The sequence below is a fragment of the Ewingella sp. S1.OA.A_B6 genome, from assembly GCF_049889095.1.
Lineage (GTDB): Bacteria > Pseudomonadota > Gammaproteobacteria > Enterobacterales > Enterobacteriaceae > Ewingella.
Genome location: NZ_JBLJFK010000001.1, coordinates 1,316,020 through 1,336,545, shown reverse-complemented (window position 1 = coordinate 1,336,545; position 20,526 = coordinate 1,316,020). Strand labels below are relative to the sequence as shown.

Annotated in this window: 18 protein-coding genes; 10 read left to right on the top strand and 8 right to left on the bottom strand. The window is 50.4% G+C overall.

Translation table 11 applies throughout. The features are described 5' to 3' along the window. Positions 1–82 precede the first annotated feature (82 nt). A complete protein-coding gene (xylA, locus tag ACMV8I_RS06390) occupies positions 83–1,402 on the bottom strand; it encodes a xylose isomerase (protein ID WP_498864336.1) in 1,320 nt (439 codons plus the stop codon). A gap of 397 nt (positions 1,403–1,799) precedes the next feature. Between xylA and xylF the strand changes: the two genes are divergently transcribed. The 4 genes from xylF (at position 1,800) to xylR (ending at position 6,941) form a co-directional block, all read left to right on the top strand. Continuing rightward, a complete protein-coding gene (gene xylF, locus ACMV8I_RS06385; protein WP_498864335.1) occupies positions 1,800–2,795 on the top strand; it encodes a D-xylose ABC transporter substrate-binding protein in 996 nt (331 codons plus the stop codon). Between the two features lie 87 nt (positions 2,796–2,882). After that, positions 2,883–4,454: a xylose ABC transporter ATP-binding protein gene (locus tag ACMV8I_RS06380; protein ID WP_498864334.1), complete on the top strand. Its 1,572-nt coding sequence runs from the start codon at positions 2,883–2,885 to the stop codon at positions 4,452–4,454. Then, positions 4,447–5,646 (top strand): xylose ABC transporter permease XylH, encoded by a 1,200-nt coding sequence (xylH, locus tag ACMV8I_RS06375; protein WP_498864333.1) that lies wholly within the window; start codon positions 4,447–4,449, stop codon positions 5,644–5,646. The genes ACMV8I_RS06380 and xylH overlap by 8 nt, the downstream gene beginning before the upstream one ends. A gap of 116 nt (positions 5,647–5,762) precedes the next feature. Next, positions 5,763–6,941 carry a D-xylose utilization transcriptional activator XylR gene (gene xylR, locus ACMV8I_RS06370; protein WP_498864332.1) on the top strand — a complete coding sequence of 393 codons (1,179 nt, stop codon included), beginning with the start codon at positions 5,763–5,765 and terminating at the stop codon, positions 6,939–6,941. 65 nt (positions 6,942–7,006) lie between these two features. Here xylR and yicI read toward each other — a convergent pair whose 3' ends face one another. From yicI to ACMV8I_RS06345, 5 genes are all read right to left on the bottom strand, one after another. Further along, positions 7,007–9,331, bottom strand: coding sequence for an alpha-xylosidase (gene yicI / locus ACMV8I_RS06365; protein WP_498864331.1), 2,325 nt, complete (start codon positions 9,329–9,331; stop codon positions 7,007–7,009). A 261-nt stretch (positions 9,332–9,592) separates the two neighbouring features. Further along, positions 9,593–10,666, bottom strand: coding sequence for a sugar ABC transporter substrate-binding protein (locus tag ACMV8I_RS06360; protein ID WP_498864330.1), 1,074 nt, complete (start codon positions 10,664–10,666; stop codon positions 9,593–9,595). A 277-nt stretch (positions 10,667–10,943) separates the two neighbouring features. Beyond that, on the bottom strand, positions 10,944–11,564 hold the full coding sequence (locus ACMV8I_RS06355; protein WP_498864329.1) for a glutathione S-transferase family protein: 621 nt from the start codon (positions 11,562–11,564) through the stop codon (positions 10,944–10,946). A gap of 105 nt (positions 11,565–11,669) precedes the next feature. Further along, positions 11,670–12,956 carry an MFS transporter gene (locus ACMV8I_RS06350; RefSeq protein WP_498864328.1) on the bottom strand — a complete coding sequence of 429 codons (1,287 nt, stop codon included), beginning with the start codon at positions 12,954–12,956 and terminating at the stop codon, positions 11,670–11,672. Further along, the gene (locus ACMV8I_RS06345) at positions 12,953–14,380 is read right to left on the bottom strand and encodes a M20 family metallopeptidase (protein WP_498864327.1); all 1,428 of its coding nucleotides are present in this window, start codon (positions 14,378–14,380) and stop codon (positions 12,953–12,955) included. The genes ACMV8I_RS06350 and ACMV8I_RS06345 overlap by 4 nt, the downstream gene beginning before the upstream one ends. Positions 14,381–14,533: 153 nt before the next feature. Here ACMV8I_RS06345 and ACMV8I_RS06340 point away from each other — a divergent pair, with 153 nt between their 5' ends. Next, positions 14,534–15,457, top strand: a complete 924-nt coding sequence (locus ACMV8I_RS06340; RefSeq protein ID WP_498864326.1) for a LysR family transcriptional regulator — start codon at positions 14,534–14,536, stop codon at positions 15,455–15,457. Positions 15,458–15,460: 3 nt separating this feature from the next. On the opposite strand, the gene ACMV8I_RS06335 is transcribed toward ACMV8I_RS06340, so the two are convergent. Then, the gene (locus ACMV8I_RS06335; RefSeq protein ID WP_498864325.1) at positions 15,461–15,802 is read right to left on the bottom strand and encodes a GlpM family protein; all 342 of its coding nucleotides are present in this window, start codon (positions 15,800–15,802) and stop codon (positions 15,461–15,463) included. A gap of 316 nt (positions 15,803–16,118) precedes the next feature. On the opposite strand from ACMV8I_RS06335, the gene ACMV8I_RS06330 reads away from it, so the two are divergent. Then, positions 16,119–17,330, top strand: a complete 1,212-nt coding sequence (locus ACMV8I_RS06330; RefSeq protein ID WP_498864324.1) for a serine hydrolase — start codon at positions 16,119–16,121, stop codon at positions 17,328–17,330. A gap of 52 nt (positions 17,331–17,382) precedes the next feature. On the opposite strand, the gene ybjG is transcribed toward ACMV8I_RS06330, so the two are convergent. Continuing rightward, entirely contained in the window at positions 17,383–17,988 is a 606-nt protein-coding gene (gene ybjG, locus ACMV8I_RS06325; RefSeq protein ID WP_498864323.1) for an undecaprenyl-diphosphate phosphatase, read from the bottom strand. 393 nt (positions 17,989–18,381) lie between these two features. Here ybjG and ACMV8I_RS06320 point away from each other — a divergent pair, with 393 nt between their 5' ends. The 4 genes from ACMV8I_RS06320 (at position 18,382) to ACMV8I_RS06305 (ending at position 20,490) form a co-directional block, all read left to right on the top strand. After that, positions 18,382–18,894 carry a GNAT family N-acetyltransferase gene (locus ACMV8I_RS06320; protein ID WP_498864322.1) on the top strand — a complete coding sequence of 171 codons (513 nt, stop codon included), beginning with the start codon at positions 18,382–18,384 and terminating at the stop codon, positions 18,892–18,894. A gap of 13 nt (positions 18,895–18,907) precedes the next feature. Continuing rightward, on the top strand, positions 18,908–19,195 hold the full coding sequence (locus ACMV8I_RS06315; protein WP_498864321.1) for a hypothetical protein: 288 nt from the start codon (positions 18,908–18,910) through the stop codon (positions 19,193–19,195). Between the two features lie 26 nt (positions 19,196–19,221). Then, the gene (locus ACMV8I_RS06310) at positions 19,222–19,830 is read left to right on the top strand and encodes a class I SAM-dependent DNA methyltransferase (protein ID WP_498864320.1); all 609 of its coding nucleotides are present in this window, start codon (positions 19,222–19,224) and stop codon (positions 19,828–19,830) included. A gap of 285 nt (positions 19,831–20,115) precedes the next feature. Then, positions 20,116–20,490: a hypothetical protein gene (locus ACMV8I_RS06305; RefSeq protein ID WP_498864319.1), complete on the top strand. Its 375-nt coding sequence runs from the start codon at positions 20,116–20,118 to the stop codon at positions 20,488–20,490. Positions 20,491–20,526: the final 36 nt, after the last annotated feature.

Here is a 20,526-nt window from a genome sequence, read left to right as displayed (position 1 = left end):
AGTTTACTAAGCTCATCGGGATTCCTTCTCTTGCCGCCTCGATGCACCTCGAATTATTTGGGGTATAGCCATTACGCAGTGATTAACTGAACAGGTAGCGGTTAACCAGATTTTCTAGCTTTTCCTGATGGCCGCTCTGATGCACCGGCGCTAACTGTTGCTGCTGTGCAAACTTCGCCAGTTCATCCAGTGACATTTTACCCTGCAAAATCTGTTGGCCCAGCTCAGTATTCCAACCTGAATAGCGTTGGGCGACGTGCTTGTCGAGTTCACCATCAGCAATCATTTTCGCCGCGACTTTCAGCGCCAGCGCCATGGTATCCATGCCGCCAATATGCCCATAGAACAGGTCATACTTGTCGGTGCTCTGACGGCGAACCTTAGCATCGAAGTTCAGACCACCGGTTGTGAAACCGCCCGCTTTGATGATTTCATACATCACCAGCGCATTCTCTTCAACGCTGTTAGGGAATTGATCGGTGTCCCAGCCACACTGCGGGTCACCACGGTTAGCATCCACGGAGCCAAAGATACCCAAGGCAATGGCGTTAGCAATTTCGTGATGGAATGAATGGCCTGCCAGCGTCGCATGGTTAGCTTCTACGTTAACCTTGATCTCTTTTTCCAGCCCAAATTGCTGCAGGAAGCCATAGACCGAGGCAACGTCATAATCATACTGATGCTTGGTCGGTTCCTGCGGTTTTGGTTCAATCAGTAACGTTCCCTGGAATCCGGTTTTGTGTTTGTGCTCAACCACCAGTTGCATGAAACGACCAATTTGCTCACGTTCCTGGCGTAAATCAGTGTTAAGCAACGTTTCGTAACCTTCACGTCCACCCCAGAGAACGTAATTTTCACCGCCCAGTTGCTTAGTGGCGTTCATTGCAGTGAAGACCTGTGTAGCGGCCCAGGTAAAAATTTCAGGATTCGGATTGGTCGCCGCACCGGCACCGTAGCGTGGATGGGAGAAACAGTTAGCTGTGCCCCACAACAGTTTTACGCCGCTGCTCTCCTGCTTTTGCGCCAGCACGTCGGTCATAACGGCAAAGTTATTGACATACTCTTTCAGCGAGTTGCCTTCCGGCGAAACGTCGACGTCGTGGAAGCAGTAATAAGGCACGCTGAGTTTTTGGAAGAATTCAAATGCCACATCGGCTTTACGTTTTGCCAATTCCAAAGCGTCGCCGGGTTGCTGCCATGGGCGATCAAAAGCCCCCACGCCAAACATGTCCGAACCGTTCCAGCAGAATGTATGCCAGTAGCAAGCGGCAAATCTCAAATGCTCAGCCATGGTTTTGCCGAGAATGATCTCATTCGGATTGTAATGGCGGAATGAGAGCGGGTTTTTGCTGTGAGTTCCTTCGTAGCGAACCGCGTCAAGCTTGTCAAAATAAGCGTGCATTGAAAACTCCTTGGAAACTGGCCCAGACCTGCTGGGAGGTGAGAGCCGTTATCTTCGGAGTTGTGGCGGTGTCTCACAATTACGATATTTAACACTCAAATTAACTTAATTATTATCTGTGCGGCAGATCGCAAAAATAGCCGTTTTTACACCGTTATTTTTATAATTACGAGAGTTCCGGAGAAAGTCGGTGTTGGAAGGGTGTCTATGGCAATCAAACCATGATCTTCATCAAATATTAGAAAAGAAACTAAAAATCGTAATGCTACGGTTAAAATCTGCAATTGCTGAATAATTGCTGAGCGACAACAATTCATTCGCCACAACGTTCCCTGTGGTTGCTTCCACATTTATTTATTTCTCTTTCCCTGCCTCTTTATAAAAAAGGTTTTAGAAGATGAAAATGAAAACATTGTTACTCAGTGCCAGCGCAGCCATACTCCTTTTTAGCCATGTCGGGATGGCAAAAGAAATAAAAATTGGTATGGCAATCGATGACTTACGACTGGAGCGTTGGCAGAAAGACAGGGATATATTTGTGGCGAAAGCCAAAACGCTGGGAGCCGATGTGTTTGTGCAATCTGCCAACGGAAACGAAGAAACACAGATGGCACAGATTGAAAATATGATCAATCGCGGTGTCGATGTGCTGGTGATTATCCCCTATAACGGCGAAGTGCTGAGTAATGTTATTGCCGAGGCCAAACGCGAAGGTATTAAAGTTTTAGCCTATGACCGGATGATTAACAACGCAGATATTGATTTTTATATTTCGTTTGATAACGAAAAAGTGGGTGAATTACAGGCACAAAGCTTGGTTGAGCGCGTGCCACAAGGCAACTATTTCTTGATGGGCGGCTCGCCGGTCGATAATAACGCCAAACTGTTCCGCGCCGGGCAGATGAAAGTGCTAACTCCTTTGATAAAAGAGGGGAAAATTAAGATTGTTGGCGATCAGTGGGCTGATGGCTGGTTGCCGGAAAATGCCCTGAAAATCATGGAGAATGCGCTGACGGCCAATAATAACAAAATTGATGCGGTGGTAGCGTCCAATGATGCGACTGCGGGCGGTGCAGTTCAGGCACTTTCTGCGCAAGGGCTGGCAGGCAAAGTCGCGATTTCTGGACAGGATGCCGATCTTGCCGCCATTAAGCGTATCCAGGCGGGAACGCAGACCATGACCGTTTATAAACCCATCACTAAACTGGCTAATGATGCGGCTGAAATTGCTGTACAACTGGCCAAAGGTGAAAAGCCTAAATCCAACGCAACCTTAAATAATGGTAAGAAAGATGTGCCTTCTTATTTGTTAACGCCTATTCAGGTTGATAAAAATAATATTGAAAGCACGGTGATTGCTGACGGCTTCCATAAAAAATCTGATCTTAAATAATTTTTATTTTTGCACTCTTTCCTTCATTGAGCGGCTCTGACATTTTTTGAATTCTGACAAGAATGTCAGAGTGCTGCGAGGTTAATTATGTCTGGATCGTCTGTATCTGGATCGCCTACGTCTGGATCACCGGGAAAAACCTGCCTGCTTGAGATGCGTAATATCACCAAGCAATTCGGCATGGTAAAGGCCGTCGATAATATCAGTATCCAGCTGGACGCCGGAGAAGTGCTCTCACTTTGCGGTGAAAATGGTTCCGGTAAATCGACCCTGATGAAGGTGCTGTGCGGCATTTATCCTTTTGGCACATTTGACGGAGAGATTTATTTCTCCGGCGAGAAGCTGATGGCAAAAGGTATCCGCGAAACTGAACAAAAAGGCATTGCGATTATCCACCAGGAACTGGCGCTGGTGAAACAGTTGAGTGTTTTGGAAAATATGTTTTTGGGTAACGAGTGGGGGCAATACGGCCTGCTCGATACTGACCAGATGTATTTACGCTGCCAAAGAATGCTGGCACAGGTCAAATTAGATATTGACCCGCATACACTGGTTGCTGAACTGGGGCTTGGCCAGCGCCAACTGGTGGAGATCGCCAAGGCGCTCAATAAGCAAGTGCGGCTATTGGTGCTTGATGAACCGACCGCGTCGCTGACAGAAAGTGAAACGGAGATCCTGCTGGAGATCATCCGTGACCTGCGCAATCACGATATTGCCTGTATTTACATTTCCCACAAACTCAATGAAGTCAGGGCAATTTCCGACAAACTTTGCATCATCCGTGATGGTCAGCATATCGCTACCCGCGAGGCCAGGGGCGTGAGTGAACAGGAGATCATCGCCATGATGGTCGGACGGGAATTGACCGAGCTTTTTCCTCCCCGCCAACGTCAGCCTGGTATCGAGGTACTGCGGGTCGCACATCTGAGTGCGTGGCATCCGGTAAATCGCCATATCAAACGGGTCGATGATGTGAGTTTCACTCTGCATGCCGGAGAAGTTCTGGGCGTCGCCGGGCTGGTTGGCGCAGGGCGAACAGAAACCATGGAGTGCCTGTTTGGTGTCTATCGTGGTCGCTGGATGGGGGAAGTATGGCTGGAAGGAAAGAGAGTCAACCTCACCAATTGCCGTGACGCCATGCGGCATGGCATGGCCATGGTGCCAGAAGATCGTAAACGCGATGGCATTGTGCCGGTGATGGCGGTTGGCAGCAATATCACACTGGCAGCGCTGAGTGATTTCACGTCGGCGGGAGTAATTAGCGATGCTCGCGAGCAGCAAACTATCAGACAATCGATCGCACAACTCAAAATTAAGACCACCACATCCACGCTGGCGATTGGCCGGTTGAGTGGGGGGAATCAGCAAAAGGCCATTCTTGCCCGCTGTCTGTTACTTAAACCCAAGATCCTCATCCTTGACGAGCCTACACGCGGTATCGACGTCGGGGCGAAGCAGGAAATATACAAACTCATCAGTCAATTGGCCTCTCAGGGTATGGCGGTCATTGTTATCTCTTCTGAACTGCCCGAAGTCCTCGGCCTGAGTGACCGGATCTTGGTTATGCATCTGGGGCAGCTTAAAGCCTGTCTTAAAAATGACAATTTAACCCAGCAACAGGTTATGGAATCTGCTTTAAGGAGTGAAATTCATGTCTAAATTTACGTCATCGGGCGCGCCGGTATCGGCGGACGAACCCATAAGAACAGCATCACTGTTCTCGTTACAGCGGCTGAAAAATATCAATTTGCAGGTATATGTCATGCTGGCGGCGATTGCCGTCATCATCGTATTCTTCTCGCTAACTACCGACGGTGCCTATATCAGCGCCCGCAATGTTTCCAACCTGCTGCGCCAGACCGCCATCACCGGCATTCTGGCGGTCGGTATGGTATTTGTCATTATTTCGGCGGAAATTGATCTCTCAGTCGGTTCCATGATGGGTTTACTGGGAGGGGTTGCCGCAATTTTTGATGTTTGGCTGGGCTGGCCGCTACCTCTAACCATTGCGGTGACCTTACTCCTTGGTTTATTACTGGGTGCCTGGAATGGCTGGTGGGTGGCCTATCGAAAAGTACCTTCCTTCATTGTTACCCTGGCCGGGATGCTGGCATTTCGCGGGATACTCATTGGCATCACCAGCGGGACGACCGTCGCGCCAACCACGGCATCAATGTCGCTGATTGGGCAAAGCTATCTGCCTGATGGTGTGGGGTTTGGCATCGGCGTTGTCGCTCTGACGTTGTTTATCGGCTGGCAGTGGCGCAGGCGCAAACAGCGGGCAGCATTGGGACTGCCGCTCACACAGGTGAAAAGTGATATTACCCGGCAGGCGCTAACCGCGGTTATCGCGTTGGGGGCAGTGCTGTTGCTTAATGAGTATCGCGGCGTGCCAACGCCGGTGCTGGTGCTGGTTGCCCTGATGCTCGGCGGTATCTTTATGGCATCACGCACTGCATTTGGCCGCCGTATTTATGCCATTGGTGGCAACATCGATGCGGCTCGTTTATCCGGCGTGAATGTCGAACGGAGCAAGCTGGCCGTATTTGCTATCAACGGCCTGATGGTGGCAATTGCGGGGCTGATCCTCAGCTCGCGATTAGGGGCAGGTTCACCTTCAGCAGGCAACATCGCCGAACTGGATGCCATTGCCGCCTGCGTTATTGGTGGCACCAGCCTGGCCGGTGGTGTGGGCAGCGTGGCCGGGGCGGTGATGGGGGCTTTCATCATGGCATCGCTGGATAATGGCATGAGTATGCTGGATGTCCCGACGTTCTGGCAGTACATCGTCAAAGGCGCGATTTTACTGTTGGCGGTATGGATGGATTCTGCGACCAAACGGCGTTCCTGAATATAGATTTCAAGCCGCAAGTGCGTGGGTTACGTGTGATATTGAACTGATTCATACAGGCCGTGGTGCGAACTACCCGGTTTGTTTTTTGCGTAAATCATCGTAGAGAAACCGGCATGTTTGAAAAGCGTTATCGCATCACATTGTTATTCAATGCCAACAAAGTCTATGACCGTCAGGTCGTCGAGGGTGTTGGCGAATATTTGCAGGCATCGCAAAGCGACTGGGATATTTTCATCGAAGAGGACTTTCGCTGCCGCATTGATAACATACGTGACTGGCTTGGCGACGGTGTAATTGCTGATTTTGATGATCGTGCCATTGAAGGGGTGTTGAAAGGCCTGAATGTGCCGATCGTCGGTGTCGGGGGGTCATACCACCGTGAAGAGGACTATCCACCGGTGCATTACATCGCGACCGATAATTATGCGCTGGTGGAAGCGGCATTTATGCATCTTAAAGAAAAGGGCATTAACCGCTTTGCCTTCTACGGTTTACCCGGCGCTGGGGGCAAGCGCTGGGCTCAGGAACGTGAGCACGCGTTCCGCCAGTTGGTGTCTGCTGAACAATATCAGGGGGTCGTCTATCAGGGAATGGAAACTGCGCCGGAGAACTGGCAGCACGCACAAAACCGACTGGCCGACTGGGTGCAAACCTTGCCACAGCAGACGGGAATTATCGCCGTAACGGATGCCCGCGCCCGCCATCTTTTGCAGGTTTGCGAACAGCTGGATATTCCGGTGCCAGAAAAACTCAGCGTGATTGGCATCGATAACGAAGAGCTGACCCGCTATTTGTCACGAGTTGCGCTGTCGTCAGTGGTGCAGGGCACCAGACAAATGGGTTACCGCGCCGCGAAGCTATTACACCAGCTGCTGAACGAGCGTGAGTTACCGTTGCAACGTATCTTGGTCCCTCCGGTGAAAGTGATGGCACGCCGTTCTACCGACTTTCGTTCACTGCGCGATCCGGCAGTGATCCAGGCGATGCACTATATCCGCCACCATGCCTGTAAGGGCATTAAGGTTGAACAAGTACTGGATGCTATCGGTATTTCACGTTCTAACCTCGAAAAACGATTCAAAGATGAAACCGGTCAAACTATTCATGGTGTGATCCATGATGAGAAGCTGGCGCGAGCGAAGAACCTGCTGGCAGCAACATCGATTTCTATTAATGAGATCTCGCAAATGTGTGGCTATCCATCACTGCAATACTTCTATTCCGTGTTTAAAAAAGGCTATGGCATGACGCCTAAAGAGTATCGTGACCGGCATGGCGAAGTAATTTATTGAGTCGCCTGCCATAAAACAGCCCCACAATAGTTTCATTGCAGGGCTGGGCATATCATTTTACTTATTTAGAGCTTTATCGTCATATTGGTGGTGCCATCGTCAGGCTGAATCAACAAGCCGTTGATATGTACAGTCTGAGACCCTTTGGTTATCTCTGTTACTTTAACCCTATTACGCAAGCACAAGGTCCACCGGTTGGCTTTGCCACTCGAGGTCACGCTTATCACGTCACCGCTGCGCATTATTGTCAGCGTAAATATTTTTTTTCCTTTTAAGTCAATCAGTTGACTTTCTGCGGTGCCGCCATCCTCAAGTTCAAATAAGTGGAATTCTGGCCGTTCGCTGTAATCATAATCAGGCTTCTGGTTGTTGCTGCCGAGCGCCAGTAAGGTATTCGGACGGACATACAGCGGCAAACTGTTGAAGCCGTGCTGCTCACGATGCCAGCGAGATCCCTCTGCCACGTTGTTGTTCAGCAGATGCGTCCAGCGTCCCTGTGGCAAATAAAAATCCACGCTGCCCTGTTCGCTGAACACCGGCGCAATCAGCAGTGCGTCGCCGAGCATATACTGGCGGTCCAGATAGTCGCAGGCTGGATCTTCAGGGAATTCCAGCATCATGGCGCGCATTAACGGCGTACCCTGGCTGGCGGCCTGCGCTGAGGTCGGATACAAATATGGCATCAGACGACATTTCAGCTCAGTGAACTGACGGACGACATCACAGGCTTCATCGTCATAAACCCAGGGTACACGATAGGATTTACTGCCGTGCAGGCGGCTGTGGCTGGATAACAGACCGAAGGCGCACCAGCGTTTATAAATATGTGCAGGCGCGGTATTTTCAAATCCGCCGATATCATGGCTCCAGAACCCAAAGCCGGAGAGGCCGATGGAAAGACCGCCGCGCAGGCTTTCTGCCATAGACTCATAGGTTGCGTAGCAGTCACCGCCCCAGTGAACCGGGAATTGTTGAGCGCCAACCGAGGCTGAGCGGGCAAACAGTACGGCTTCGGATTTGCCGAGTTTATCCTGCAGCGTTTCGTACACCAGCTTGTTGTAAACAAACGCGTAGTGGTTATGCATTTTCTGCGGGTCACAACCGTTGTGCCACACCACGTCCGTTGGAATTCGTTCACCGAAATCGGTTTTAAAACAGTCAACACCCATATCGATTAATCGTTTCAGATGCCCGGCGTACCAGGCACTGGCCTCAGGATTGGTGAAATCTACAATAGCCTGTCCCGGTTGCCATTTATCCCATTGCCATACCCGACCGTCCGGGCGTTTCAGCAGGTAGCCTTTTTCTTTACCTTCTCTAAATAACGGGGATTTCTGTCCGATATAAGGGTTGATCCATACACAGATTTTCAGGCCTTTTTCTTTCAACCGCGTGAGCATGCCTTGCGGATCAGGGAAGGTTTGCGGGTCCCATTCAAAATCACACCATTGGAAGGCCTTCATCCAGAAACAGTCAAAATGGAACACGTGCAGCGGCAAATTGCGCTCGGCCATACCGTCGATAAAGCTGTTCACCGTCTGTTCATCGTAATTGGTGGTGAATGAGGTCGTCAGCCATAGTCCGAATGACCAGGCGGGTGGCAGAGCAGGGCGGCCGGTGAGGCGAGTGTAGCGGTCGAGCACTTTTTTAGGGGTTGGACCGTCGATGACGATGTATTCCAGATATTCACTTTCGACGCTGAACTGCACTTTTGACACTTTTTCGGAACCAACTTCAAACGAAACCGCTTCCGGATGATTGACCAACACACCATAACCACGGTTAGTCAGGTAGAAAGGAATATTTTTATAGGATTGCTCGGTGCTGGTGCCGCCATCCCGGTTCCAGGTTTCAACCATTTGGCCATTTTTGACCAGCGCGGTGAAACGCTCGCCAAGGCCGTAGACCGTTTCACCTACGCCTAAGTCCAGGCGCTCCATCATGTAGTTTCTACCATCGTGCACGTTTTGCACATAGCCGTTGGATTTAGCTACGCTGCCGGTAATGCGCTGCCCGTGACGCAGGAAATCCAGTGACCAGTTTGCGCCTTTGGTGATTTTTACGCTCAGGTCACCGCTGTGTAGCACCGCGAATTGGTCCGTCTCTTCAATGCGCACGTCATGCTGCGATTCGCAAAACAGCGGATAATGCGGGCCGAGGTCCAGACCGCCGTCAAAATGGGTGATCCGTACCCCAATCACGCCAGTTTGCGGCGAGAAAAAGCGCAGGGTAAACAAGGGCGTGTCGAGCTGGTTCGCGCGTTCACTCGCGTCGTGCGGGGCAGCATAGATAATCATTTCTCTGGCCGACTTCTGCACTTCTGAAACATACAGCGGGTGCGTAAGGGTCAGTCCATCCTGTATTAACCAGTTACCGTCGCTGATTTTCATTACTCTCTCCTTTTATCCTTGATTTTCTTTAACTGACAGGATCTCTGGGCTCATGAGCTTAGTACTTGGATTTATAATGTGAGTGTAGAGTTGTAACGGTTACCGGGTTGACCGGCTATTGAGATTTTTAGTTCTGAATTTACGTTTCTTTATTTCTGTGATCAAGCAGGGGAACTGGCGGAGTATCGGGGAGAATTCTTTTACAAAACAGCCCGTTTCAATTTACGGAAAGGGGCTGGATGTTATGGAAAAACGTGTTGGTTACTTCTTATATTTGGCTTCCAGCGTGGCAAACCATGGGGCGGTAAAATCTTCAGACTTGCCCCAGCCCGGAATAATCTTGCTCAAACCGGTCACATTAATGCCACCGCTTTGGCTTTGTAGCAGGGCTTGCGGTATCGCCTGAGCCGGGAACTCATAAGTGGCTGGCGTTTTTTCACCGGCAATTTTCAGCGCGACGATGCGCAGGTTTACCGCACCGATCAGTTGAGTATCGACAGCCGCGGTGATTTTCCACGGGCTCCCTTCCTCGCGCATCATCTGCAAATCCTGATTGGATGCATCAATACTGTAGAGTTTGATTTCAGTGCGGCCGTTTTCCTTCAGCGCTTTATACGCACCTTGGCTGAAGGCATCCCATGCGCCCCAAATAGCGTCAATTTTACCTTTCGGGTATTTGGCTAAAATGGCACCGACTTTATTGGCGGTATCTCCCTGAACATCAGACGAGACTGCGCCGATGGACTCCAGCTGATGAATGCCCGGATTTTGTTTGAGAATTTCTTCATAAGTTTTCTGACGACGTTCCATCGGCGGGAAACCGGCAACCCATAATTTGACGATATTGGCTTTACCGTTGAAATCCTTGACCAGTTGCCCTACGGAGGTATGGGTCAGCGAGGCATCATCCTGACGGGTGACCGTCACACCCGGCGTGTTATCCGGGACTTCAGTATCGAATACGGAGACGGCAATGCCTGCAGCGGTAATGCGCTTCACCAGTTCTGCGGAGTAAGGGCCACGGCCCTGCGACAGGATAATCCCGTCATATTTCTGGCTGATGGCCTGATTGACGAAGTCCTGGAATTTGGCGTCGTCACCGTTGCTGAGGAAGGTGTCGACTTTAAAACCCAGTTTGCGGCCTTCTTTGATGGCACCCGCTAAAAATTGGGTGGTGTTATCGTCAGAACCCAAATTGCGGATCACTGCAACGCGTACCGGACCTTGATGCTGAGCAATCACCGCCGGAACAGCGGCGAGCGTGGTTTCTGCGGCGAACGCAGGGGCAGCGGCCAACAGACTCAGAACCAATAAAGAGGTGGATATTTTTTTCATTAACAACTCCGGCAGGCAGTGAACGCGGTTTCGCAAGGTGGTTTACGGGGCTCAATAAGAGTCACCCAATGTGAGGATGTGCAGAAGTCTGTCTGTCCAGACGTCTATCTGTGCAGGCAGTTTACCCAGTTGTTAATAAATAGGGAATGCTTTGTAGTTAGTATATTTCGTCTCTGCGTTATTCCAGTTTGGAATAGATAATTCGGGGGTTGAACTTCAGCAGCTGACAAATAGAGCTAAGTGTCGGACGTGTCTGCATCCGACACTTAGCTGTAGATTAACTCAGCGGGATCATCACCCGCTTCTGATAAGCCGGGCGCTGTGTCAGTTGTTGATACCAGCGCTCAAGGTTTGGATGAGGCTGACGTTCAATATCCAGCCCGAACCACGCGTACGCCAGGCAGCCCATCGGTATATCGCCAATACCGAATTTGTCTCCGGACAGCCAGGTTTGTTTAGCCAGTACGGTATCGACCACTGGCCATAGTTTCTCAAACGCTGCCATGCCGCTGGCGACGGCTGCCATATCACGCTTACCTTCAGGCGTGCGGATCAGATTGATATAGACCTGGCGGAAGGGAATATTCAGCGAATTACTGGCCCAGTCGAGCCATTTATCCGCCGAGGCGCGCTGCTGCAGATCGTTGCCCCAGAACAGCGGGTTGCCTGAGCGCTCCGCCAGATAGCGTAAAATGGCGTTCGATTCCCACAAAACAAAGTCATCATCCTGCAGGCAAGGTACCAGCCCGTTCGGGTTAAGTGACAAATAGAGCGGTTCGTTGACTTTACCGAAAACGCCGCCGGCGTTTATCGACGTGTACACTTCACCGAGCTCATCCAGCAGCCACAACACTTTCTTCACGTTGGTCGAGTTATCACGACCCCATACTGTCAGCATCTTTACTACTCCCTGAATGAGTTGACTTAGTAAACCAATTTAAAAACCCGCTGAAACTATAGGCGTGAAAAAAGCTTTATGCATCTGTGTTTTGCCACCATGACATTATCGCTGTAACTTCTGCGCTCGTAATAAAGCCCATACGCTGAGCAGCGCGACCGCCATCAGATAGTATCCTGGCGCCAGACTGCTTCCGGTCATCGAGATAAGCAGCGTACAGATGAACGGGGCAAAACCACCGAAAACGGTCACCGCCACGTTGTAACTTATCGCCATTCCGCTTGCCCGGGTACCGACCGGAAATAGGTCAGCCATCATCGAGGGAACGGTGGAGAAATAGACAGATTTTAGCAGGGCCAGCCAGCCAATCAGCAGAATCAACGACAGCGCGGAAGTGTATTGCAGCATTAGCCAGAACGCCGGGTAGATGGTAACTAACAGCAGGATCAGTGACCCCCACATCAATGGCAAACGCCCGACTTTCTCTGCCCATAGCCCCATCAGCGGAGTCACAACGGTCAAAATGATACCGGCAACCAGCGTGGCGCTAAAGCCGACCGAAGACGGCAGATGCAGCGTTTTGGTGGCGTAAGTAGGGACGTAGTTGAGCATATAGTTGATGGCGGTTGAGACCACCATCAGCCCGACAGCAATGAAAAACAGGGACTTCTGCGCCCGGACAATCTGCTTCAACGGCGAATGGTTTTTCTCTGCTTTTTGGAAGCTTTCTGATTCATGAATATGGCGGCGAATATACAAACCTACCGGCCCGATCAGCAGCCCGAAAATAAACGGAATGCGCCATCCCCAGTCTTGCAGTTGAGTTTCGGTTAATACGTGCGCCAGCCCTAAACCAAATGCTGAAGCCATCAGCGTGCTTGCACCCTGAGTGGCAAACTGCCAACTGGCGATGAACGCTTTACGTTCTGGAAAATGCTCAACCAGAAATGCAGTGGAGCTACCAAATTCACCTCCTGCCGAGAAGCCCTGAATCAAGCGTGCAAGCAGGATAAGCAGAGGGGCCGCTACGCCGATAGTGGCGTAAGAGGGCGTGATTACGATGATCAGTCCACCTAACATCATCAGGCTTATTGACATCAGCAGCGAGGCTTTGCGGCCATGGCGATCGGCATAGGCACCTAAGACAATGGCGCCCAGTGGGCGAATAAGGAAAGAGACACCAAAGCTGCCGAAGGTCAGCAATAATGACACTGTAGGGTCAACTGCGGGAAAGTAGGCGTGGGCAATATAACTGGCAAAGAAACCGTAGATGGCGATGTCAAACCACTCCAGTGCATTACCGATACAAGTGGCAAACAAGGTTCTCATCAGGCTCGGTTTACCAGAGGAAACCGTGTTTTGCCCGGCAGTATGCGCAGAAGATTGATTCATTTTGCACCTCCCAGAGCAGCATGTTCTCGATGTTGTTGCAGCAGGGACGTTCCCTGTTCACCCAAGTCCCACAACAGGCGTGTCATGATCTCCAGCCCTTCGCGCGCGACCGAGCGCAGCATATGTTCATTCACGCCATGCTGACCGCACGCCGGGTAAGAATGGGGAACCCACAGCGTCGGCAGTCCGAGGATGTCAGAGAAAACTTCATTAGGTAACGAGCCGCCAAGATTGGGTAACAGGGCTGGTTTTTTACCGCTGCAGTGTTGCATCACGCCGAGCGCCCAGCCAACCAGCGGGTCAGTCGGGTCGAAGCGGGTAGCGGGTGAACCGCGCAAGAATTCGACCTCAACCTGGGAAAATCCCCGTGAATCAAGATGAGCGCGAACGTGCTGCGCCAGGTTTTCCCAATCAGTACCGACGACAAAACGCAACTGACACACAGCAGTTGCCTGACCTGGAATTGCATTCATCGGGCGTTGCGGGTTGCCGGTGAGGAAAGAGAGCACTTCAAGTTGGTTCCAGGCATACAGGCGTTCGGTGGGTGTCAGACCGGGTTCGCCCCAGTTGGGGTCAATGTGCGGGTCGGTATCACCGCCGCCCACGGCGATATCACTCAGGATCTGCCGAATCTGCGGGCTGACAGCCTCAGGTTTCAGGGCATCGACCAGTAACTGACCGTGCTGATTGACCAGGCTGGCCAGCGCATTAGCCAACTGCGTGCCGGGGTTGGTCAGCAAGCCGCCCCAGTTACCCGAATGGTAAGCGTTGTCACGGGCATTTATGCTCAGGCGGAAATTGACCGCACCGCGTGACCCCAGAAACAGCGTTGGGCGAATGGCGCTCAGGCGCGGGCCATCCGAAGCGATCAATAAGTCTGCGCTGAGCGTCTGGGCGTGATCGCGGCATAAATCTGCCAGACCAGGCGAACTGATCTCCTCGCCCATCTCGAACAACACTTTGCAATTGAATCCTAAACGACCGCCGCGGGCCTGAAAAATATGTTCCAGCGCGGCGATATTTATACTGTGTTGGCCTTTATTATCGGCGGTGCCACGGCCATACCAGCGGTCACCTTCCTCCACCAGGTGCCAGGGCTTCAGCCCTTCACGCCAGTGTTCATCGTCGCCGAAAACCACGTCGCCATGGCCGTAGGTGAGCAAAGTGGGCAATGCCGGATCTTCAATCCGGCTGGCTATCAGAAACGGACGTTGCGCGGCGCGAGGATTATCAACGCTGAGCAGTGAGAAGCCCATGGCAGATAACGCCGGTTTGATTTCGTCGTCTAAATAGCGAGCCAGCTCGTTATCACGTGTGCTGCTTTGGCTTTCGGTGGTCATCGCCACGCGGCGCGTCAATGTGGTTTTAAATTCACCCCTGTCGAACCAGGCCAGAGCCTGTGCTGCTGCTTTATCCGCTGTCATAAAGTTGTCCATTGTGTTGGTTGTTTTTTTATCTGTTTTTTTATCCATGTTATCTAAACCAATACGTAGCGTTGCTACAATAATAATAATTGCAACCAACCTTTGCTTTTTGTGCAATGCTGGTTTGCACGTTTATGAAGCAGGGAAAATGAGATGCAAAGTACCGAGATTCGCTATTTTTTGGCCGTTGCTCACACAGGCTCGCTCAGCGCAGCCAGTAAACAATTATTTGTTGCGGTGTCGGCGATCAGCCGGCAGATCCAGCGGTTGGAAGAGCGTATCGGGGATAAGCTTTTTGAACGTCATGCCCGCGGAATGGTGCTCAATGACGCCGGTCAGATCCTGGAAAACCACGTGCGCAAAAGCATGATGGACATGGAGCATGCCATCGGGGAGATTAAGGGGCTGAATGCAGTACGGCGAACGGTTATCCGCATGGCATGCACCGACGGCCCGGCATTTGATCTGCTGCCACAGCTATTTATTCGCTTTCGACAGCGTAATCCTGGCGTCATGTTTTCGCTGAATGTGGGTACGGCGCTGCAGGTGGCTGAGATGATCCGCAGTGGTGAGAGCGAATTCGCGTTGCAGTTCAGCCTGACCGCCGAACGGGGTGTTGAAGTGATCGCGACTTTTCCGGCCCCGGTAAGAATGGTGATGCGTACCGATCATCCGCTGGCCAACACCTCATTACAGTTGGCCGATTTACACCCTTATCCGCTGGCAATGAACGAGCCGGGCAGCACTATCCGCCAGCTGTTTGATTTGTCATGCAGAATGAGTGGAATATTTCTTGAACCGGCGCTCAGCTGTAACCGTTTTTCAACGTTATATGACTTTATGCTACAGACTCCGGGCGCCATTGTGGCTTGCAGTCACTTCTCCATTTTATATAAAGCACGGCGCGATGGGCTTTGTGTGAAACCGGTCAATATTGAGCAACTCAACCAGCGCACATTGCAGTTGCAAACTGTCGCAGGCAAAAGGCGTTCAGCGATGCTGAGCCAATTTATCGAGTTTGTCCGTGATGAACTGACACAAGAAGGTGACCTGTTTCGTCATGAGTTTGGTCTTTAGCTTTCAGACGTGAAAGCGGGTCCAGAGGGAGATAAGCAGCCAGGCGGCCAGTGACCAGCAGATCACGCCGCTAAGCAGGGCGTATGGCAGTTTCATCCAACCGATGAAAAAATAAAGAGAAATCAGATACACCATATAGGGGATCACTGCCCACAGGCCGAAGATGATGGTCGTACGCAGCGCATCAATACTGCGTTCGGTACCGACGATATAATGTGCAATCAGCGCAAAAGTCGGAAACAACGGCAGTAAACCGGCGATGTAATAATTACGTGTTTTTGATAATAAACCGATCGCCACCACCATCAGTGCGCCAATCAATGCTTTAATTACGAGTCCTGTCATGCTATTTCTCCACCGTTTTACCCTGTGCATTGATTACCGATAAGCGTTTTATCGATCTTTAAAATGTTATAGGAGCACAAACTTGCCCGACTCATCGCATGTGGTCAATACGTGGGCGATAGAATAGAAAATGAGCGAAAAAAGCCATCAGGGGCATAAATGACGTTCATTCTAAGAATCTTTACATTGCAATGGTTTCTTCGCGGCCTATAAACCGGTAGCTTTTAGCATCGGTCAACGTCTTATTCGCAATTCATAAAGCTGTTTGAAAGATAAGATAAATTTCAGTTACCCGGACAAAAGCGCTGATAAACCTATGATAACCTCTCCTAAATTAAAACGGACCTTTCTTTGTACACTCGGCGGTGGTTTTATGCTGCTGGCGCTTCCCGCTGCACAAGCAGATACCAACCCTGCCGCCCCGCAGATTAACGCTAAATCTTGGGTATTGATGGATTACAGCAGTGGCAAGGTGCTGGCTGAATCTAATCCTGATACCCGTCTCGATCCTGCCAGTCTGAGCAAAATCATGGTCAGCTACGTGGTCGGCCAGGTCATAAAATCGGGTAAAGTGACGCCGGATGACATGGTCACCGTTGGCCAGGATGCCTGGGCGACCGGTAATCCCGTACTTCGGGGGTCATCGCTGATGTTCCTCAAACCCGGCGATAAAGTGCCGGTATCCGAGTTAAACAAAGGCATTGTTATTCAGTCTGGCAATGACGCCAGCATTGCACTGGCCGACTATGTAGCTGGCAGTCAGGACTCTTTCGTCAACCTGATGAACCGTTATGCCCAACAGTTGAAGCTGGAAAATACCCATTTCAAAACCGTGCACGGCCTGGATGCGGACGGGCAATACAGCTCGGCCCGTGATATGGCGCTGTTATCGCAGGCGTTAATCCGCGACACGCCGGAAGAGTACGCGCTGCATAAAGAGAAAGAGTTCACCTTCAACCATATTCGTCAGATAAACCGCAACCGTTTGTTGTGGAGCACCAACCTGAACGTCGACGGTATTAAAACCGGCTACACCTCAGGCGCTGGCTATAATCTGGTGTCATCTGCCAGCGACCCCAGCGGTATGCGTTTGATTGCGGTCGTCATGGGTGCGCCGAGCGATCGCGTGCGTTTCAATGAGAGTGAAAACCTCCTGACCTGGGGCTTCCGTTTCTTCGAAACCCTGACCCCAATCAAGGCCGGTGATGCGTTCATCAGCCAGCGAGTCTGGTTCGGTGAAGACAAAATGGTACCGCTCGGCGTAGCTGAAAATGCATCGCTGACGACACCTAAAGGGCAGTTGAAAAACCTGAAAGCCAGTTTTACGTTGACTAACAAACAGTTGGAAGCGCCGTTGGCGAAAAATCAGGTTGTAGGTACGGTGGATTTCACCCTGAATGGCAAAGTGGTCGATCAGCGTCCGTTGGTCGCATTGAAAGAGGTCAAAGAGGGCGGGTTCTTCAGCCGAATCTGGGATTTCGTGATGATGAAAATCACCGGGCTATTTGGGTCGATCTTCGGCAAATGATCTGAGAAATAAGAAATATCGGGCGCAGTTTACTGCGCCCGTACTGTTTAGCTTAACCCTGTACCCAGCCCTTGCGAATTAGAATGGCAAAACTGAAGCGATAGAGCTTATCCAGTCCGCCGGAGATTTGCTCTCCGAACAGGTTCCACACCATTTGCGCAAACAGGCACCCAATCATTCCTACCAGCAGTCCGCCCAGCATGTCCATCGGCCAGTGTACGCCGAGATAAACTCTTGACCAGGCGATGCTCAATGCGGTGATGCACAACAGTGCACCAGACCATAAGCGATGCCAGCACAGAAAAGCGATAGCAAAAGTAAAGATGGCGGTGCCGTGGTCGCTTGGGAAGGAGTCGTCAGGCGAATGGTGTAGGAAGTTATAGCCAAAACCCTCGACGAAAGGGCGCGCATGGGGGAAAAGAATCGACAGTGTTTTGGCGGTGGTCATCGCGAAGCCGAGGGCAATCACTGTTTTGGCGACCAGCGCGCGCTGGGAGGCGATATGTTCATGTTGCCCCCAGAGCCATAAACCGATGATCAGCAGCGGCACAATCATTATCATGTCATTGGCCATAAATATGGCCAATTTGATCAAAGCGGTTGATGATTCAGGCGTGGCGTTGATCCAGGTAAAAAGCAGGTGATTTAGCTGTTCCATACCTGAACCCTTAAAGTATCTGTCCGCAAAATTAATATCCTCATTATAAATACTGGCCAAAGAGTGGCCGCAAATTATTCCAGTAACTGACTGACTTCAAATCTGAATTTCGGTTAAACGTTAGATTGTGCGGGGAGCCAGGTAAAGGGAGATCGTCTGAATATTCGACTCCATTTAAGCGTGGTATAGTTTCACGATAAAATTAAGAAAGCCTTAAGGCTTGCGGGAAGGACTAATCCGCTATTGATTGATTGGCTAAGTTGTCAAAAATCCTCGAAAAATCCCTATCCGTCAAAAATCTTTTGCGTCATTTTAATGACCTCTTTAAAACGTTATCCTGCGTGATCACCGACGGTCCTGGTATCGTTATTAACGTCATGGAGAAAGAAACAGTTGAACATTCGTCAAGCGGGTATTGCAGATATTGAGCGGCTGCGCAACATGGGGATGGAGACCTACCGGCACTATTTTGGCGCACTCTGGCAAAGTGCCGCAGAGCTGCAACAGTTTCTGGACAATGATTTCTCAAGCACCACTTTGCAGCAGGGCTTGAGCGACTCGCAGCAGCACTGGTGGCTGGCGACGGATTGCGGGCAGGCGGCAGGCTTTGCAAAAGTCCATTACTATCAGCCGCTTCCTGAGAGCGACCAGCAGGGTGCGATGTTGTGTAAACTGTATTTGCAGCCAGTGGCAAAATCACGAGGTTTAGGCGCGGCGCTGTTTTCCCACGCAGAAATCCAGGCAGTTGAGCGGCAACAGACTTGCTTATGGCTGACTGTACTTCAAAGCAATACCAGCGCAATTCGTTTTTACGAACGTCAGGGTATGTCCATCCACTGCGAAAGCGCTTATGTTACAGAAACGCAGACCACCGGGCTGTGGGTGATGAGAAAGAACATTTTATGAAAAAGGAATTTGGATGATTAAAGTCAAACTCGGCGGGCTTTTTATTACGCTGGAACCGGAAGAAGAGATCCCAGCGGATGAAGAACTGTATGAGCACTACACCTATGTCATCCGTTCGCAGCCACGCGGTTTCGAGATTCTGCGTTATGACGCTTATGCGGGTTGGAATCGTAAGCCAGACCGCTGGTTTTCTAACGGCCATAACGCTTTTGTGTTTGCCTACGAGTCCTATATCCATGAATGGAACCAGGTTGATGGCCGGTTAGGCGGCGTGGCGCAAAAAGTGCAGCGTATTATTTGATCATTTTACTGTCGGAGTGATAATCAGTGGATCACTTTTCAGCCAACAACATCATTGATTTATACCAGCAACACAGCGCCCACTGGGACCGTATCCGCAGTGACCAATGTTATGAAGAATCCTGGTTGAACCGGTTTCTTGCTTTACTGCCTGCCGGTGCCGATATTTTAGACATTGGCTGCGGCTCAGGTAAACCCATCGCAAATTACTTCATGAAGCAGGGTTTTAGCGTGACCGGTGTTGATGCGTCTACATCGATGATCGCCCTCTGCCGCCAGCGTTTCCCCGCGCAAAAATGGCACGTGGCTGACATGCGTGCATTATCGCTGAATCAACGATTTGACGGGCTGGTTGCCTGGGACAGTTTTTTCCATCTTACCCGCGACGATCAACGCAAAATGTTTCCCCTCTTTGGCGCGCACGCCAGTGATAAGGCTGTACTGATGTTCACCAGCGGGTCGGGGAATGGCGAGGCGATAGGGGAGTTTCAGGGAGAGCCTTTGTACCATGCAAGTCTGGCGCCGGAGGAATATCGAACATTGCTGGCAGACCATGGTTTTAGCGTCATCAAAATGATAGCAGAAGACCCGCAGTGCACCGGACATACCATATGGTTGGCGCAGAAAGGGGTTTGATAAGGTGCCAGATGATTTGGCTGTTTGTCTTCACCGAGCCGTTCCGCTGAGCTTAATGCAGAAGTCCTCACTAACATCACATTAAAAGCCTATAGCCTCAATAATAAATGCAATAAATTCAAAGGGCGGTAAAGGTGTGAAAAATAGAGGGGATTTATCTCAATGAAATTTGATAGATGGTCTGTAATTATTAATCTTCTTTTAGATCTTGGAGTGTCGTGCTAATAACCTATTTTTAGTTTTAATGCATCGTATCTTAATGAATTTATTTTAAAGGTGCTAAAATTGAAAAAATTTGCAGAGCCTGCCAGGGATGATGTGAATGAATGGTTAAGGACTTGCCGTGATAAACAACTACCCTATATTATTCTTTTGAAACAAGGGGAGTATTGTTCAATACAATGGGACTACATACAGTTTCGGACGGATATCCAAAAGGTTATTCGCAACCAATCTGTTGAGGTTCGTCTTTTGATGACGGAAATTTTTATTCGACATAGCAATAAAAACTCCACCTTTGAGGGAACGGCATTGATAGGGATTATCAAAGGTATTCGTGCAGAGAATGCAATGCCTCTTGCTGACGAAATGTTTAATTTGCTTAGTAAGCATGCGCATAAGTACAGCCCTGACCAAAAAACTCAAGTTGATTCGAGATAAATACATTCAGCCAGAATGTAAAACCCACACTTCACG